Origin of the sequence: Marinicrinis lubricantis (assembly GCF_042658665.1) — a bacterium.
In the GTDB taxonomy this organism is placed as follows: Bacteria; Bacillota; Bacilli; order Paenibacillales; family KCTC-33676; genus Marinicrinis; species Marinicrinis lubricantis.
Window position 1 is genome coordinate 1 of the sequence record NZ_JBHSQV010000130.1, and the last position, 16,527, is coordinate 16,527.

The window sequence follows — 16,527 nt, forward strand, 5'->3', positions numbered from 1 at the left end:
ATTCTCACTAATGAATTGTCTAAGTTGTTCCTTCGTAAACATGCTCATGTTGTGTTCTCCTGCCTCCTGATGTCTATTACTAGATTAGCTTGGTTTAGGAGTTTACACAATTTATTTTACACTCTCGAACTTTGATTTTTTCAACTATGCAGGACTTCAGCGGCCTATCAAGCTCTATACAACGCCGAAGACGTATATCAAAGATATCGTCATAACAACAGATTATGAGGGAACCAAAGCTCTCGTTAATTATTCAATTGAAAAGGTTGGCGAAGATGCAGCTTTCCACGTGACGGTCATCGATGAAGCGGGGAATGAAGTGGCATCTGGAGAAGGTTCTAAAGGCTGCCTTGAATATGACAACGTTCGGTTATGGGAACCTTTAAATGCTTATTTATATACGTTAAAAGTCGAGCTGGTACGCAGCGGACAAACCGTCGATGAGTATGAGGAGCCTTTTGGCGTTCGTACCGTCGAGGTGAGAGATGGACAATTTTTGATTAATCAAAAGCCATTTTACTTCAAAGGGTTCGGGAAACATGAGGACTCGCCGATTCACGGACGCGGATTTTCAGAAGCGGTGAATGTGATGGATTTCAATTTAATGAAATGGATCGGGGCCAATTCCTTCCGGACGTCCCATTATCCCTATTCCGAAGAATTGATGCGTCTAGCGGATAGAGAGGGATTTGTCGTTATTGATGAAACGCCAGCGGTCGGTGTGCATTTAAATTTCAATGCTCCTACGGGTTTGATGGTGCAGGAAGAAAGTACTTGGAAGAGAATAAAAACATTTGAACATCATCAAGTTGTGCTTAAAGATATGATTGCCCGTGATAAAAACCATCCATGCGTGGTCATGTGGTCGGTGGCCAACGAAGCGGCAACGGAAGAGGACGGCGCTTACGAATATTTCAAACCGCTTGTTGATTTAACGAAATCATCCGATCCGCAATCGAGACCGGTGATGATTGTAACCTTTTCAGGGTCAACCATCGAACGGGATCAAATTGCCGACATCGTTGATGTGCTCGGATTTAACCGATATTATGGCTGGTATGAATACAGCGGCGACTTGGAAGTAGCCAAAGTGATGCTAAAGGCTGAGCTGGACGCGTGGGTGAAGCGCTGTCCTGGGAAGCCGATGATCATGACGGAATATGGTGCGGACACGGTTGCCGGCTTCCATGAAGTCATTCCGGTCTTGTTTACCGAGGAGTTCCAAAGTGAATTTCTTCGCATCAATCATGAAGTGTTTGACAGCGTGGATACCTTTGTCGGCGAACATGTATGGAATTTCGCAGATTTTGCGACCAGCCAGCATATTCGCCGTGTGAATGGAAACAAAAAAGGCGTGTTTACCCGTGATCGAAAGCCAAAAGCAGCCGCCCACGAACTACGGAAGCGTTGGACGGACATTCCGAATTATGGGTATAAACCGTTGAAGCAGTAAAGAATTGCATTCATATCGAAAAAGGGCTGTCCCAAAAGTAATGTCGTACAGTCGTAGCCGAACTTTCTTGGCTGTTCGGGCTCGTATCTGGTTCGGTTGCTGCCCAATTTTGATGCTTTTAAATGAATCATTAAGGGTTACCATCCAAATTCAAAGGCAAACGCTATCGCTCCTCCACCAGATACGAGACCCTTTGCTTAAGTTCCAACTTGTTCTTACGACATAAACTAAAGAGGACAGTCCGTTTTTTTAATACAGAAAAAGAAGCCATTCCTTGGTAAAATGGAAGTATCCAGCAACCATTTTAAGGAGGGCATCTTTTTGTATATCGAATATACCATGGATCAACCTTGTAGAACCATCCGAAAGTTACTTCATCATGGACTTTTGGGACAGCCCCTTCGGTTTCGGGTTCGGATTATACGTCAGCGGCAAAAAGCTTGAGCGAGCGAATTTCGTCTGTTTTTGGATCAATGTCCAGTTTGAGTACGACACCGCTGGAAATATAATTCATCACAAAGTCCGTATTCGTATTTGGCTTGCCTAAAGCAGTAATCGCATCCTCGCGCAAATCGCCAAGATGCAGGCCGTTAAGACCAGGATTAATATGCTCCGAGGTGACCTCTACGAAAACGATAGTTTCTTTGTCGTCAAACCCAACGGAGAAGCCTTCGTACTCATAGACCGTAATTGGGTTCATATCCGCATCCAGAACGTATTCTCTATTCGGTTTGCCGTACAGTCCTGTGACCTGCTTGCTTTGCTGCTGAATTTGGAGTCCCATCAGTCTCGGTTCTGATGGCTGATAATTGATAATCTCCGGCATCTCCATATCAATGGGCTCTTCTTCCTCGGACGGAGCATCACTGTCAGGTTCGACATTTGTCTCGGCTTCTCCGCCGCCTAATTCATCGCCTTTCTCAGGTGTGAGAACTGCTTCAGAGTTATCACTGCCTGACGAGGAGGAAATGGTAGGATCGTTTTTCTTGTTTTCGGTACTCGTTTTCCCCGTATTGTGATGGGTGGATTCCTCTTCAATGATCACGGGTTTCTTCTCGGTCTCGACGGTATCTTGATGGTTTGAGCATCCGGAAGCGACAACGATTCCTGCCATCATAAACACGGTTAACGCCATCAAGAACTGTCTGTTTCTCATGGTCTCTCATCACCTTTTAAGTATTGGATAAAACAAAATGCTCAAAATACGAAAACAGCGGAGAACGGATATGGACGAACATGCTTAAAGCATTGATGCAAAGCGATTTTTTGCGTGAAGCACAATATTCAATATAATCCCTCGGGCTCCACAATCACAAAGGTGGTTTTTGTTAAAATCCAACCAATTCTAGCCGAATTGATCGAAATGGAATAACTGCGGTCATTTCTCGTGGCCGAGATATAACTTTTGATGTTTTTCATTCATTTATATTAACGAATCAAGTGTATAAAAAGTTTCGAAAATGGGGAAGATCTTTTGATCGCAGTTACGCAGTTCCAACTCGTATGAAAATATGTTAATTTAATTAGGAGAGCCATATTGGAGGGAATCGGATGGAAGAATTGAAGCAGCGCATTCAAGAAGAAGGCATTATTATTTCGGACCAATTATTAAAATTGGATTCGATACTAAACCACCAAGTCTATCCCGATTTGGTCATGCGGATCGGCAAGGAGTTTGCGAAACGATTTCGGGAGAATGGGATTTCGCGAGTATTGACGTTGGAATCGTCCGGGATTTCTATCGCGTTCGCCGTCGCACTGGAGTTAGGCGTACCGCTGGTGTTCGCACGGCGCAAGAAAACATTGACGACAGACGCTGATGCGTATTGTGAGCGTGTTCCGTCATTCACGAAAGGGATCGTAACCGATATTGTCGTATCCAAATCGTTCATACACCCTAACGATCGTATCTTAATTATTGATGATATTATCGCCAATGGCGACGCAGTACGCGGATTGATCCGGATTATTCAGCAATCTCAGGCGGAACTGGTGGGACTCGGTGTCGTGATTGAAAAAAGCTTTCAAGCCGGCGGCCGGACGATTAGAGAGATGGGGGTACCGATCGAATCGATCGTGAAGATTGCATCGCTGGATAACGGGCAAATTACGTTTGGATAATTGTTGCAACTTCCATCCCGGTCTATTATCGTCTATAATAAATGTGAGCAATAAAGCCTGAGGGGAGGAAGAAATATGGATCAGACAAAACTTACGGAGGAATTCTTCCTTAATAAGCTGGAAGCATCCAAGACCCATTTTGAGAGAGCGCTTGAATGCAAACATACGGAGTTTGATGACTTATATCCTTATATGATAGAGCATCCGCAGTTTTTCTGGTACAAACGTTATGTTGCTTGGTCTGAACTGTTGACGATTGTTCAACTGTGCACGGATTTAGAATACGATTGGACACAGCATTTTACTCCTCAGCAGGCTGCATATATTGAGAAGAGGGTTATGTCCAGCACAGTGCTTGATCATTGGTTTGAGACGAATGATTCCAAAGAGCATGTAGGCTGACAAAAGAATAGATGTACCAAGGGGAGAGGTTGAGAGCGTAATTCTTGACACGCTCCCTGTTTTTATATATCCACGAGGAGGACGACTTATGATAGATGATGAACAGTTGGACAAGTATCGGCTTGCTGCAACGAAGCTTCGGGTGATTCGGGACGCTGACCCGGCAAATGATGTCATCGGTATCGTCATCGCTTGGGATGACGAGCATGTGCTCATCAGGCGGCAAAATCGCAGAGTGCGGAAATTGTCCAAGTCGTACATTTTTCAACCGTTTAGCGAACCGAGACCTGAGATGGAGCAGCTGCTCCATGCAGAGTATGACCGGCAAGACGATTATTCTTCAGGCTCGTCCCATTTGCGGGAATAAGCTTTATTAATGGCAAAAACACAAAGGAATATAATGGCGATTCCTATAATGAGTGACAAAACAAGTGTGCCGTACATTCAGGCGAACCTCCTTCTGCGTAAGTCTCATGTACTCTATACTATATCTTAATTCGATACAAAAAACTACGTCAGACTAAATCGCTTTGCTGCTGGACAAACTATGGTTAAAGACGTGCAGTAAAGGAGGGAAAGCTGATGGCGTCGGGACAAGATTTGCTCAAATATATTACGCAGCAGCTTGTACGTTATATGGAAACGCCGAAAGAAGAACGAAGAAGCTCGCGAAAAATTCGCAAACCGAAGGAAGATTGGGGCTCAAGATGGTTTGGCATGATGCCTTTATCCTTGAAAATGACGGTACCGCGTAAGAAACAAGAAAACAAGAAGCCTCCAGAGGAATAACGATTCGCTGCGGAGGCTTTTTGGTATTTTATGATATAGGTTCGGAATAAAAGCTGCCTTTCTCCGTCATCATTACATATGGAATAAATCTTTGGCCTTCTTGATCCACTGCGAAATAATAGATCTGCAGCTCGCCATCTGTCCAAATATGAAAACCGCTTACGGCCAATGGAAGGATCATTTCCCCGGCAATAATTCGCTGAGTATACGTAATATGCTGTCCCGATTTTATAAAATCTGCAATCAGCTGTGGGAGCGGTTCTGACAGCGGATCCTGCCCAACCCATGGAATGGTCAGAAATGGATCGAAGGAGGGAACATCGGTCGTTTCCTTTAGGGTCATCCTCGCATGAACCGTGAGAGATTCGTGTTCATTCTCCATGCCCGGCAGACCTGCACTTTCTGGTAAATTGATGAGCCCGCGCAGCTTTTGGCTATCGGTTTCATAATATTCTCCGTTTTTTGCATCGAATAAGTAGCCCCCTTGAGACGTCTCGGCATACCAGAACGATTCCAGCGGATGATGATAAATACGAGTCCATGTGGCATCGCTATATGCGATGCCCAGTGATTCAAGATAAGGAGATAATAGTGAAGTATTGAATAAAGGATAGGTACCTTGTCCGTATTCAAGCAGCCGATATGATCCGGCAGCATCCGCCCCCATCACCATATATCCAACGACAACGTCGCCGCTTCGAATTTCTATGACCCAAGAATGCATTTGTGCACCTAATGGTTCACTGCTCCAACGGGCGTTCTTCCAGCTTTCGAAACCTTTTTGCTGTGCCAGCTCATCTATCCAATAATTTACAGTTTTCTGGAAAATCGTTTCCCCTTCCTGCTGTGTAGACGGTGAAATGATTTGCACGGCGGCGGAAGTTGCTGCGCTTTCAGACGATGGGAGACTTAAGGTGGAGCCTGCCAACATGCTGGAGACGGTCATAAGTACGGCGAACAGATGCCATTTCATCCCTTTTCCCTGCCTTTGCATCAAAATAATCGTACGCGTTTCGTAATATTCATTGTATAGAGCATGTCCCAAAAAGACTGTTACAACTTGTCACGGAAAGGGCTGAAAAAATCATGTTTTTTTGCCTGCTTCTCCCGAGATTCGTCATATCGTCGATATCGGCCTTGAAAGCAGATGAAAATATCCGCAGTTTATGACAGCGGCTTCAATCCGAGGACGATGCTGCCATTCGATTTCCGTCTTTCTTTGTTCATATTGCGCCTCAGCTTCTGCCTTCTTATCCTCTTCTAATGAAGGAAGCAGCTCGTCATAGTAGGCCTTGATCCGCAGCAGTTCATCCTGCAATCGCTCATGGGCTTCCAATGCCCAACGAAAATCATACTGTCGTATGGTCCTCTCCAAATATCGCTTCAAATCTTGTACCGCACGATCGACGGAGATGCTTTCCTTTAAGTGCATACGTGCCGGCAGTTTCGGCGACAATTCCAATGAGGAGACGAAGTCAAAAAAGTCTTCCACAATTTCCCCTGTAGACAAGCATATGCCGAGCGATTGGATTTCATTCCTTTTCATATCACATAAAAATTCGACCTTGAAGTTGACATTCAGCCATGAGGAGTAGCTTGCAGACTGCATTGGATGATGGAATAACTCCGGACTTTGTCTGGATGGCATTTCATAAAGGGAGACATAACGTCCCTGCTGTTTGACGTGCTGGAAAATTTGCTGTAGACGCGGTGCCCCGTAATGCAGATGCTCTTCCGGAATGGCTCTGTTGTACGAAGGCATCGATGGAGCGACGCCGAAATATCTGCCGAGAATCGAATCCTTCGCTGCGGCCGGCTGTTCCTGCTGCTTCTGTCCTTGCTCCTCTTTCCATTCTTTCCTCTTGTCGGGATCGAATACGAACGTAAAGGTCATCGTCTCAGGTTCGGCTCCCGTACGTTCCACGAAGTTCCAATAATAAGGCCGATTCGTCAGCTCTTTATCGACCATCGGTGAAAGTTTGACCGTGACGTGAGAAGGAGCTTTCTCCAGCACGCTGCATCCTGTACAGTTCAAGTAGTTCATGATAAACTGCTCAATCTCCATTTGCTGCATGGACGGCCCCCTCCGTTTCCGTCTGTACCTGTTTGCGCACCTCGGAAAAAGAATCGCCAAGCTGATCGAATTTTTGGCGAATTTCTTCGTTCGATTTCGATTCTAAAATAATTTTGTATAGGCTCTTCTCTAACGAATGATTTTGCTCCAGCCGCTCAAGAATGACATCCAGCTCTCCGATCACCAGCTCGAACATATTGATTTTCTCGTGAAGCAGATGCAGGATATGCTCTTCGATGGTATTTTTGGTCGATAGATTGAAAATTCTTACGTCGTTTTGCTGGCCAAGCCGATGAACCCGGCCGATGCGCTGCTCCACGCGCATGGGATTCCATGGGAGGTCGAAATTGATCATGTTGTTGCAAAACTGCAGGTTAATTCCCTCTCCGCCGGCTTCTGTGGCGACCATGACCTGGGCGCGGCTGCGAAATAAGTCCATCATCCAGTCTTTCTTTCCGCGATTCATGCCGCCACGATACGGAACGGCGATAATTTCATGCTTTTTCAAATATTGAAGCAAATATTCCTGTGTCGCCCGGTATTCGGTAAAGACGATGACTTTTTCGTTCATCTCCTGGATAAGCTCCATCGTCTTCTCCGCTTTGGAGTTCGCTTCAATCTGCTTGATCTTGCCGACCAGCTCCCAAATCGCTTGGCGAACCGGGGAATCTTCCTCAGTCTTTTTGAACAGATTGACCAGTGTCAGAAATACGGCGTCCCGGCTGCTGCATACTTCTCTCTGCAATGTAACGAGTGACAGCATACTGCCGATATCTCCCTGTGCGCTTTCATATCTTCCTTTCACGAATCCGGTGACGCTGTCGTATAGTTCTTGTTCCTCTGGCGAAAGCTCTAACAGAATATTTTTGACGTGCCGTTTGGTGAACTGCAGATTGCCATCGCTGCGCCGGTTACGAATCATCACACTGCCGAGCTGCTTTCTTAGTTCCTCTTCATTCTTCGGAAGCCGCTTATGAAGCATGAAGTTGGTCTGGAAGCTGCCTTGTCCGCCGAGCTGTCCCGGCTTGAGCAGCGTAATAAGGTTGTACAGCTCTTTTAAATCGTTCTGTACAGGCGTCGCTGTCAGCAGAAGGCAGTATTTCTTTTTCACTTGATTAATGAATTTATAATTGGTTGTATTTTTATTTTTCAGCTTGTGTGCCTCATCAATAATGAGCATATCGTAATCGATTTGCGTAATAATGTCCTTATGCGGATCTCTCTTCGCGGTATCCATGGAAGCGACGACGATATCGTGCGACTCCCAAATGTATTGTTTCTTCTGGGCGACTGCAGGGATGCCGAATTTTTGGCTCAGCTCACGCACCCATTGGAGCACCAAGGAAGCGGGAACGAGCACCAGCACCTTGCGTACAAGCCCGCGAATCATATATTCTTTTAATATAAGACCGGCTTCTATCGTTTTACCTAAGCCGACTTCATCGGCCAATATGGCCCTGCCGCGCATCTCATGGAGCACTTTCTTAGCTGTGTCGATCTGATGGGGAAGCGGGGTCAGCTCGGACAGATGCCGCAAGCACTGCAGCTCGTCAAATTCGGAGATGATCGAAGATTTCTCGGCTTCATAAGCCATTTTATAAAACTCGAAGCTGTCCCACGGCCCATTCTGTTCGCTTCGCTGCAATAATTCTTGCTGCCATAGATGATCATAATGCAGGTGAACATGCTCATGAATCGAGACTTGCTTATCCGTAGATGCCTGGAAGCTCATCGTGTGCTGTCCTCCCTTGATCGATTCCGTACTTTGGTCAGAGCAGTAACGCTCGACCTGCCGTTCTAGCTAGTATGGACGAATTGGATGAGTTTCATAACATAAATTCGGATTGCGGCGCAGCGTGTAAGAAAGGGAATATCTATTTCAATAGCTTGCAGCATAAAGGAGAGAGCACAAATGAAAGAATGGAGATTTATTGACTCTGGGAACAGCTCCCCAGAGATGAACATGGCTATTGACGAAGCCATATTAACGGCACATAGTGAAGGGAAGGTTCCGCCGACATTGCGCTTCTATGGTTGGAATCCGGCGTCGCTGTCGATCGGATATTTTCAAAAGGCGGAGGAGGAAGTGAATTTTTCCGAGCTGAATGAAAAAGGGATTGGCTTTGTCAGAAGGGCCACCGGCGGCCGCGCAGTTCTGCATGATCAGGAGCTGACGTACAGCATCATCATCAATGAGGAGACGCCTGGTCTGCCTAAGACGGTGAATGAAGCATACAAGGTGCTCAGCATGGGGCTTTTGGAGGGCTTCAAGGAACTGCAGCTGGATGCAAAAATGGTGAACCTTGCCTCCGAGGAAGAGAAGGCCAAATATGCAACGGCCGGTTCGGCGGCATGCTTTGATTCTCCTTCTTGGTATGAATTGGTCGTCGAAGGACGCAAAATCGCAGGCAGCGCTCAAACACGGCAAAAAGGCGTTGTACTGCAGCACGGATCAATTTTGTTGGAGCTGGACGTAGAGCTATTGTTCTCCCTGCTGCGGTTTCCAAGCGAGAGAGTGAGAGATCGGCTGAAAGCCTCGTTCCGTGATAAGGCGGTGGCGATCAACGATATTAAAAGACAGGTCGGACAAGCGCCCGCACAGCTGGATGAACTCAGGGAAGCATTTCGCATCGGTTACGAGAAAGGGATGGATGTGCAGCTCGTAGAAAGCGGCTTAACGGATTATGAACAGCAGCTGGCAGAGCAGCTGGTACAGGAGAAATACGGAAATAAGGAATGGAACTTTAGAAGATAATAAATAAGAAAGAACGGGAGGGACCGAGTCGCAGCATCTAAGGATGCTGGATCGGTCTTTTTGGCGCTGTATGCAGGCAGGGAGTGGAGCACAGGGAGCAGCCATTTATGTTGTGCTCTGGATTTTCGATTCGAACAGCTGCTGCAGCTTTCGGGTCAGTGGGCCCGGGATGCCGCCTCCAATGACATACCCGTCCACCTCAACGATGGAGGCGATTTCCACTGTCGTACTCGTGATAAATAGTTCATCGGCGGTTCGCAGGTCTCCGAGGTGAAACGGTTCTTCAATGATCGTGATCCCTTCCTCTGCTGCCAAACGAAGTACAATCTCGCGGGTGATGCCATGCAGGATGAGATGGTTCGCAGGATGTGTGTGGATGATGCCGTTCCTGACCATCATGAGATTCGATGCGCTGCACTCCGTAACGATGCCGTCCCGATGAAGGATCGCTTCCTCTGCGCCGGCGTCAGCCGCTTCCTGCTTGGCTAATGTATTGGGGAGCAGATTTAAAGATTTAATATCGCACTGAAGCCAGCGAATGTCTGGGATGGTGACGGCGGTCATTCCGTTTGTTTGCAGTTGGAGAGGTCTGGATAAGCTTGTGCAGTAGCCGATCAAAGTCGGCTTCGTCTCTTTCGGAAACAAATGGCTTCGCGGAGCGGGGCCTCGCGTAATCTGCAAGTATACGGTTCCATCTCCCATTCGGTTTAATTGGACGAGCTGCCGTACCATTCCTTTGAGCTGTGGAATGGTATAAGGTAAAGGCAGATGAATGTCTTTGCACTCCGTTCCAAACGCCTGAAATGCGCATCAGGTTCGAATAAACGCCCTTTGTACACACGAAACACTTCATATACGCCATCTCCAAAATAATATCCTCGATCATGGTATGAAATGGACGCATTTTTTCCATTGACGAAGGCTCCGTTAAACAATAACATGAGGAGTACCCCCTTTAAGGAGAATTATTTTTTTCATTGTTTATTTGCAGTCTGGCTCCTCCGTTCAAGCATCTCTTTCTGCTCTAAGGAAGTGAGGATTTTGTTGGATTGTGCGGAAGATGCAAGCTTTGGAAAATAGAGAAATTGGAAGAAAACTAGAGGAAATATAACGTACAGACAGGGTATGCGAATGATTCGGCTTTTCCAAACATTAGATACACTATATATAGTGCAGTATAATGATTAAGTCACACAATATATTGTGATGTGGATGAATAACTTGAATAAGACAAAATTCGACGATGATTTTCGGTTTTGAAAATCGCGTGAAAACGCCGGTTTTTGGTTGTATTTCACTGAAAATCAAGAAAATGTCTTACATTACATATTTTTATGGGAGGGTGTTCTTTTGAAGACCATGCAGTCAAATCGATTAGAAGGACTAAGTGAAAAGATCTTTTTGGATCGCTATGCTATGAAGGATGCGGATACGAACAACACCAAAGTCGGAGATTATGTGCTTGTGCTGACGAAGGACGACCCCAAGTTTCCGGCGAAGGAAGTCGGGGAAGTCATCGAGAGAAACGGCAAGAATGTCAAAGTGAAGCTGCGCAGCGGAGATGTGATTGATTCCGACATCCATAAGCTGACATTGACTGTAGAGAAAACACCGGATGAGCTTTGGGATCGTTTGGCGAAGGCCATGGCTTCCGTAGAGGCACCCGAAAAACAGCAGGAATGGCAGGAGAAATTCCGTTATATTTTGGACGACTGGAAGCTGGTTCCAGGCGGCAGAATCGCGGCTGGCGCCGGAGCGAGCGATGAGCTGACATTGTTCAACTGCTACGTCATTCCGTCTCCGCATGACTCCCGCGGCGGTATCATGGAAACGCTGAGTGAAATGACCGAAATTATGTCCCGCGGCGGCGGAGTTGGGATCAACCTATCCTCACTGCGTCCCCGACGTGCGATCGTTAGAGGCGTAAACGGAACTTCCAGCGGTGCGGTATCCTGGGGCGGATTGTTCAGCTATACGACGGGCTTGATCGAACAAGGCGGAAGCCGCCGCGGCGCGCTGATGCTGATGATTAATGACTGGCATCCAGATTTGATGCGTTTCATTACGGTGAAGCAAACGGCGGGAGAAATTACGAATGCGAACTTGTCCGTTTGTGTATCCAATGATTTCATGAAGGCGGTCAAGGAAGACTTGGATTGGGATCTTGTATTCCCTGATACGAGCGATCCAGATTATAACGATCAATGGAACGGCGATTTAAAAGCATGGAAGGAATTAGGTAAAGACGTCATTCATTACGACACCGTTCGTGCGCGTGATGTATGGCATACGATTATTGAATCGGCTTGGAAATCGGCAGAACCCGGCGTCGTGTTTATGGAATACTATAATGATATGTCGAATAGCTGGTACTTTAATCCAATTATTTGTACGAATCCTTGTGGAGAGCAAGGTCTGCCGGCTTGGGGCGTCTGTAACTTGTCCGCGATCAATTTGTCCAAGTTCTATGACGAGGAAAATCACGATGTCAATTGGGATGAGCTGGCGAAAACCGTTCGCTATTCCGTTCGATTCTTGGACAATGTTATCGATAAAACACCGTATCATTTCGAAGAAAATCAGAAGAATCAACAGGCTGAGCGCCGCGTAGGTCTCGGCAGCATGGGTCTGGCTGAGCTGCTCATCCGTCTCAATATCCGTTACGGAAGTCCGGAATCGCTGGAGTTCCTGGATAAGCTGTACGGCTTTATGGCAAGAGAAGCTTATCTCTCTTCATCGGAGATTGCTGCAGAGAAAGGTTCGTTCAAGCAGTTCGATGCAGAGAAGTTCCTGCAGAGCGGATTTATGAAAAATATGGTCAGCGAGTTTCCTGAAGTGGGCGAGTCGGTTCGCGAGAACGGTATGCGCAACGTCACCGTCATTACGCAAGCGCCGACAGGAAGCACCGGTACGATGGTCGGAACTTCGACCGGGATCGAGCCTTACTTTGCCTTTGAATTTTACCGTCAAAGCCGCTTAGGCTTCGATAAACAGCTTGTGCCGATTGCACAGGAATGGAAGGACGCGCATCCGGATGCGGAGCTGCCGGATTATTTCGTTACCGCGATGGATCTGAAGGCGGAAGATCATATCCGTGTCCAAGCCGCGATCCAAAGATGGGTAGACAGCTCGATCTCGAAGACGGCCAACTGTCCTTCTGACTTTACCGTAGAAGAGACGAAGGCGCTGTATGAGCTTGCCTTTGATTTAGGATGTAAAGGGGTTACCATCTATCGCGACGGAAGTCGGGATACACAGGTGCTGCATACGAAAGGCAAGGATGAAGATAAGACGGATAATAAGGGCGAAGCAGTGAAAGCAGAAGCTGCTGCGACTAAGGAAGACAGCGCGAAGATGGAGAAGATCTCCACTGCGCTGAAGGTAGACATTGACAAGAAGACGGAGAATATCTTCGATAAGCAATATAAGCGTCGTCCGCAAGTGCTTAGCGGCGCAACGTATAAGTTCAATACGCCGTTCGGTATGGCGTACATTACGATTAACGATCTAGACGGACATCCAAGCGAGATCTTCTTGAATGTAGGAAAAGCGGGTTCCGACGTATTCGCGATGTCCGAAGCGCTCGGCCGCGTGTGCTCCTTGTTCCTGCGTTATGGAGAGCACGGTCAGAAGGAACGCCTCTTGATCAAGCACCTGAAAGGCATTGGCGGCTCCGGCGGCATCGGCTTCGGACCGAACCGCGTGGAATCAATCGCTGACGCGGTAGCCAAGTCGCTCGAACTGCATATGGATCATATTGAAGAGCAAGGCGCTTATGCTACTTCAAACGACAGCAGCAGCTATACTGCGCCAGTGGCTGAGACGGCTGCGATTGAAGCCCAGCCGCATCAGCACGACAGCCATGAATCTTACGGCGTAAGCTCCACGGATCTGTGCCCATCCTGCGGTTCCGCATCCTTGGTGAACACCGAAGGCTGCAAAACATGCACAAGCTGCGGATACAGCAAGTGCAGCTAAAGTGAAAAGAGAGGGGAGACCCTCTCTTTTTTTCATGCGGTTGTCTAAGCTGTAATTAGTTTTGGCACCAATAGGAAGATGTTTTGCCACCACAATTGAAGATAAAATATCATAGGCTCGTACCTTGAAGGTACGGGCTTTTTTCGTATTATCAGGTCAGCCAAAACTATTGGTTGGTCATTTTTATGGTCTTATAGGTGGTGGAAGCCCCCTCCCCAACAAAGCTGAAATAAAGGTGAGGTTAATGGAATAAAATTAGTATCTAAATACAGGGGGAGATGTCGTGCCAACAATACAAAGTGATAAAATAGTCAATTCATTTGAACAATCATTCAGAAAACAAGTACACCAAGACCAAAATGTAAAGAGTGCATTTTTTCTTGAAAGTGGTTGTCATTACAGGCGCTAGTTCAGGTATTGGAGAAGCTGCAGCCAAGCTGTTAGCTGATAAAGGAGCAAAAGTTGTACTTGGTTCAAGGCGTGAAGAGCATCTAGTTCAATTAGTCGAAGAAATCAAATCGAGCGGCGGCGAAGCGGCTTACCACATCACAGACGTTGTGAATCCAGATGATTGCAAGAAGCTTGTTCAGCTGGCCAAAGATACTTTCGGTGGTGTGGATGTGATATTCCTAAACGCTGGCATTATGCCTAATTCACCACTTTCACAATTGAAAACGGACGAATGGAACAGTATGATTGACATCAACATTAAAGGCGTTCTAAATGGTATTGCGGCAGTATTGCCGACGTTTACAGCGCAGAAGTCAGGACATATCATTACGACTTCATCCGTAGCTGGACTTAAATTACCCGGGTGGTGCAGTCTATGGCGCGACGAAATGGGCGGTACGTAATTTGATGGAAGTTTTGCGTATGGAATCTGCCCAAGAAGGTACCAACATTCGTACGGTAACGATTTATCCAGCAGCAATCAACACCGAATTGTTAAATACGATAACGGATAAGAACACGGCAGAAGGTATGACTGCATTGTACAAGCAGTATGGGATTACACCTGATCGAGTGGCCAACGTTGTGGCGTTTGCGATTGATCAACCGGAAGATACGAATATCAATGAATTTACAATCGGCCCAACAAGTCAACCTTGGTAATAGGAAGAGTCAGGCTGTCGATAAGTTCTCGAAAGTCTTTTTTTATACAAGAAATAGATAATAGAATAATCCGCAAGATTGAAGGTTGGATCATAAAATTAAAGCGTTCTTTCTAACAAAACCCCGACTTGTTTGGCCATAGCTTGCGGCGAATACGGCATCCCATTTCGGATCCACCACTCAATCACCCCGACATAAGCGGTACCGGCATACTGCAGCATAACATCATCACTCAAACCAGCATTCTTATCGCTTTCCCTGTCAATTTCACCTTTGAATCCTTCCATAAAAGAAGCAAGAAGCCGGGTTCTAAAAGAGGAAGGGCTCCCTTTGCTTGCCAGCATGGTTGAAAAGAATAAATAATTCGCTTGAAAGTATTCAAAATAAGGGACAAGCGCGTCGACCCAATCCATCTCACATGCCCACTGATCCATTTCCCCTAATTCATTCATGTGAGCTTCTATGAGTTTATCCAATAAATCATATTTATCTTGATAATGAAGATATATGGTTCCGCGGTTTACGTTTGCCCGATCGGCAATATCCTGAATGGTAATGTCATCAAAATTTTTTTCAGTCATCAGTTCAACAACGGCTTTTTTCAAAGCTTCTTGTGTTTTCAGAATTCTCCGGTCTACTTTGGTCATTGAACATTCTCACCTTGCCTTCTTAAGATAATGAACATTTTTGAATCGTTTGTTGATATATCAACATTTTGCATGTTTTTAACCATTGAATACATACTTCTTCATCATATAATAATAGACAAAAGTTGATTAAACAATATATTTTGTTTTACTTTCGTAAATCATCATTGGGGGGATTAGATTTGGAAGCATCGTTAGCAGCTTGGGTGGTGCCGAAGGTCAAGTGAAAGCACATGTACAGGGAAACATCAATGTAGGCAATGACAAGGAAACCTTGATCACCGCGATCACCCACTGTCTTCCATATATGGGCTTTCCGAGAACACTGAATGCATTAGCTTGCGTGAATGAAATGATTCCTGAAAATGAATAAAGATTGGAGGAATAATAATATGGCAAAGCATGAAGAGGTAAAAAATGGCGTTATTTTCCCAGTAGGCGAGAAAAATGAAGCATTTGCGCAATTTTTTGTGGGGCAAAGCTATCTGAAAACATTGATCGCTGATCCTAAAGTAAGTGTTGGGGTAGGGAATGTAACCTTTGAACCGGGATGCCGAAACAACTGGCATATCCATCGTGATGGATTTCAAATTTTACTAGTAACGGGTGGAGAAGGTTGGTACCAAGAAGAAGGAAAACCTGCTCAATTCTTAAAAGCTGGTGATGTGATTGTCACCCACGATGGTGTAAAACATTGGCATGGTGCCGCAAAGGACAGCTGGTTCGAACACATTGCAATCACTGCAGGTACGCCGGAATGGTTGGAAGCTGTCGATGATGAAACCTACAACAAGTTATAAATGAGCTGTACAGCTGTAAATTAGCTTGGATCTAACAAGTCCGCCCCGCTATGTGGCGGATTGTTTTGTGACTTGCTAGCTTTATATACTCACTCTGCTTCTTAAGATAATGAACATTTTTGAATCGTTTGTTGATATATCAACATTTTGCATGTTTTTAACCATTGAATACATACTTCTTCATCATATAATAATAGACAGAAGTTGATTAAACAATATATTTTGTTTATCTTCTTCGTATTGTGTTGGAATTATGTATAAATCAATGCGTATTGTCAAAACTTCTATAAGAAATAGGTTATAAAATATCTCCATAGAGGGCTTTATAGGCAAAAAAATTGCCACCCCCTAAATTCTTTGGATAATTGAGGTTACCACACACCCAACAACCAAGA

Annotated in this window: 14 protein-coding genes and 2 pseudogenes; 10 read left to right on the top strand and 6 right to left on the bottom strand. The window is 45.8% G+C overall.

All coding sequences use genetic code 11. From position 1 onward, the window contains the following. Nucleotides 1–127: 127 nt before the first annotated feature. Nucleotides 128–1,453: pseudogene (gene uidA, locus ACFPXP_RS09895) on the top strand (beta-glucuronidase); the annotation flags it as partial. 418 nt (nucleotides 1,454–1,871) lie between these two features. On the opposite strand, the gene ACFPXP_RS09900 reads toward uidA, so the two are convergent. Beyond that, a complete protein-coding gene (locus ACFPXP_RS09900; protein ID WP_379894046.1) occupies nucleotides 1,872–2,609 on the bottom strand; it encodes a hypothetical protein in 738 nt (245 codons plus the stop codon). A gap of 395 nt (nucleotides 2,610–3,004) precedes the next feature. On the opposite strand from ACFPXP_RS09900, the gene ACFPXP_RS09905 reads away from it, so the two are divergent. The 4 genes from ACFPXP_RS09905 (at nucleotide 3,005) to ACFPXP_RS09920 (ending at nucleotide 4,765) form a co-directional block, all read left to right on the top strand. Continuing rightward, nucleotides 3,005–3,574: a xanthine phosphoribosyltransferase gene (locus tag ACFPXP_RS09905; RefSeq protein WP_379894047.1), complete on the top strand. Its 570-nt coding sequence runs from the start codon at nucleotides 3,005–3,007 to the stop codon at nucleotides 3,572–3,574. A 75-nt stretch (nucleotides 3,575–3,649) separates the two neighbouring features. After that, entirely contained in the window at nucleotides 3,650–3,976 is a 327-nt protein-coding gene (locus tag ACFPXP_RS09910; RefSeq protein ID WP_379894048.1) for a hypothetical protein, read from the top strand. An 88-nt stretch (nucleotides 3,977–4,064) separates the two neighbouring features. Further along, complete coding sequence (locus ACFPXP_RS09915) at nucleotides 4,065–4,343, top strand: hypothetical protein (RefSeq protein WP_379894049.1); 279 nt, start codon at nucleotides 4,065–4,067, stop codon at nucleotides 4,341–4,343. Between the two features lie 215 nt (nucleotides 4,344–4,558). Continuing rightward, nucleotides 4,559–4,765 carry a YqzE family protein gene (locus ACFPXP_RS09920; protein ID WP_379894050.1) on the top strand — a complete coding sequence of 69 codons (207 nt, stop codon included), beginning with the start codon at nucleotides 4,559–4,561 and terminating at the stop codon, nucleotides 4,763–4,765. A 28-nt stretch (nucleotides 4,766–4,793) separates the two neighbouring features. Here the strand turns inward: ACFPXP_RS09920 and ACFPXP_RS09925 are convergent, their stop codons facing one another. From ACFPXP_RS09925 to ACFPXP_RS09935, 3 genes are all read right to left on the bottom strand, one after another. Further along, nucleotides 4,794–5,738 (bottom strand): hypothetical protein, encoded by a 945-nt coding sequence (locus ACFPXP_RS09925; protein WP_379894051.1) that lies wholly within the window; start codon nucleotides 5,736–5,738, stop codon nucleotides 4,794–4,796. A gap of 144 nt (nucleotides 5,739–5,882) precedes the next feature. After that, nucleotides 5,883–6,839, bottom strand: a complete 957-nt coding sequence (locus ACFPXP_RS09930) for a YqhG family protein (protein ID WP_379894052.1) — start codon at nucleotides 6,837–6,839, stop codon at nucleotides 5,883–5,885. Further along, nucleotides 6,820–8,571: a DEAD/DEAH box helicase gene (locus tag ACFPXP_RS09935; protein ID WP_379894053.1), complete on the bottom strand. Its 1,752-nt coding sequence runs from the start codon at nucleotides 8,569–8,571 to the stop codon at nucleotides 6,820–6,822. Before ACFPXP_RS09935 ends, ACFPXP_RS09930 begins: the two co-directional genes overlap by 20 nt. A 180-nt stretch (nucleotides 8,572–8,751) precedes the next feature. On the opposite strand from ACFPXP_RS09935, the gene ACFPXP_RS09940 reads away from it, so the two are divergent. Beyond that, entirely contained in the window at nucleotides 8,752–9,594 is an 843-nt protein-coding gene (locus ACFPXP_RS09940) for a lipoate--protein ligase family protein (RefSeq protein WP_379894054.1), read from the top strand. A gap of 105 nt (nucleotides 9,595–9,699) precedes the next feature. On the opposite strand, the gene ACFPXP_RS09945 is transcribed toward ACFPXP_RS09940, so the two are convergent. Then, nucleotides 9,700–10,326, bottom strand: a complete 627-nt coding sequence (locus tag ACFPXP_RS09945; protein WP_379894055.1) for an aminotransferase class IV — start codon at nucleotides 10,324–10,326, stop codon at nucleotides 9,700–9,702. 618 nt (nucleotides 10,327–10,944) lie between these two features. On the opposite strand from ACFPXP_RS09945, the gene ACFPXP_RS09950 reads away from it, so the two are divergent. Then, nucleotides 10,945–13,572 carry an adenosylcobalamin-dependent ribonucleoside-diphosphate reductase gene (locus tag ACFPXP_RS09950; RefSeq protein ID WP_379894056.1) on the top strand — a complete coding sequence of 876 codons (2,628 nt, stop codon included), beginning with the start codon at nucleotides 10,945–10,947 and terminating at the stop codon, nucleotides 13,570–13,572. A 368-nt stretch (nucleotides 13,573–13,940) separates the two neighbouring features. Further along, a pseudogene (locus ACFPXP_RS09955) lies at nucleotides 13,941–14,685 on the top strand (SDR family oxidoreductase). A gap of 98 nt (nucleotides 14,686–14,783) precedes the next feature. Here the strand turns inward: ACFPXP_RS09955 and ACFPXP_RS09960 are convergent. Continuing rightward, a complete protein-coding gene (locus ACFPXP_RS09960; RefSeq protein ID WP_379894057.1) occupies nucleotides 14,784–15,332 on the bottom strand; it encodes a TetR/AcrR family transcriptional regulator in 549 nt (182 codons plus the stop codon). A gap of 202 nt (nucleotides 15,333–15,534) precedes the next feature. Here ACFPXP_RS09960 and ACFPXP_RS09965 point away from each other — a divergent pair, with 202 nt between their 5' ends. Beyond that, entirely contained in the window at nucleotides 15,535–15,705 is a 171-nt protein-coding gene (locus ACFPXP_RS09965) for a carboxymuconolactone decarboxylase family protein (protein WP_379894058.1), read from the top strand. Between the two features lie 19 nt (nucleotides 15,706–15,724). Then, nucleotides 15,725–16,132, top strand: coding sequence for a cupin domain-containing protein (locus ACFPXP_RS09970; protein ID WP_379894059.1), 408 nt, complete (start codon nucleotides 15,725–15,727; stop codon nucleotides 16,130–16,132). The last annotated feature ends 395 nt before the right edge of the window (nucleotides 16,133–16,527 follow it).

Bases quoted from the DNA above. Each gene is read 5' to 3' on its own strand.
- ACFPXP_RS09900 (WP_379894046.1), bottom strand. From the start codon at position 2,609: ATGAGAAACAGACAGTTCTTGATGGCGTTAACCGTGTTTATGATGGCA.
- ACFPXP_RS09905 (WP_379894047.1), top strand. From the start codon at position 3,005: ATGGAAGAATTGAAGCAGCGCATTCAAGAAGAAGGCATTATTATTTCG.
- ACFPXP_RS09910 (WP_379894048.1), top strand. From the start codon at position 3,650: ATGGATCAGACAAAACTTACGGAGGAATTCTTCCTTAATAAGCTGGAA.
- ACFPXP_RS09915 (WP_379894049.1), top strand. From the start codon at position 4,065: ATGATAGATGATGAACAGTTGGACAAGTATCGGCTTGCTGCAACGAAG.
- ACFPXP_RS09920 (WP_379894050.1), top strand. From the start codon at position 4,559: ATGGCGTCGGGACAAGATTTGCTCAAATATATTACGCAGCAGCTTGTA.
- ACFPXP_RS09925 (WP_379894051.1), bottom strand. From the start codon at position 5,738: ATGAAATGGCATCTGTTCGCCGTACTTATGACCGTCTCCAGCATGTTG.
- ACFPXP_RS09930 (WP_379894052.1), bottom strand. From the start codon at position 6,839: ATGCAGCAAATGGAGATTGAGCAGTTTATCATGAACTACTTGAACTGT.
- ACFPXP_RS09935 (WP_379894053.1), bottom strand. From the start codon at position 8,571: ATGAGCTTCCAGGCATCTACGGATAAGCAAGTCTCGATTCATGAGCAT.
- ACFPXP_RS09940 (WP_379894054.1), top strand. From the start codon at position 8,752: ATGAAAGAATGGAGATTTATTGACTCTGGGAACAGCTCCCCAGAGATG.
- ACFPXP_RS09945 (WP_379894055.1), bottom strand. From the start codon at position 10,326: ATGGTACGGCAGCTCGTCCAATTAAACCGAATGGGAGATGGAACCGTA.
- ACFPXP_RS09960 (WP_379894057.1), bottom strand. From the start codon at position 15,332: ATGACCAAAGTAGACCGGAGAATTCTGAAAACACAAGAAGCTTTGAAA.
- ACFPXP_RS09970 (WP_379894059.1), top strand. From the start codon at position 15,725: ATGGCAAAGCATGAAGAGGTAAAAAATGGCGTTATTTTCCCAGTAGGC.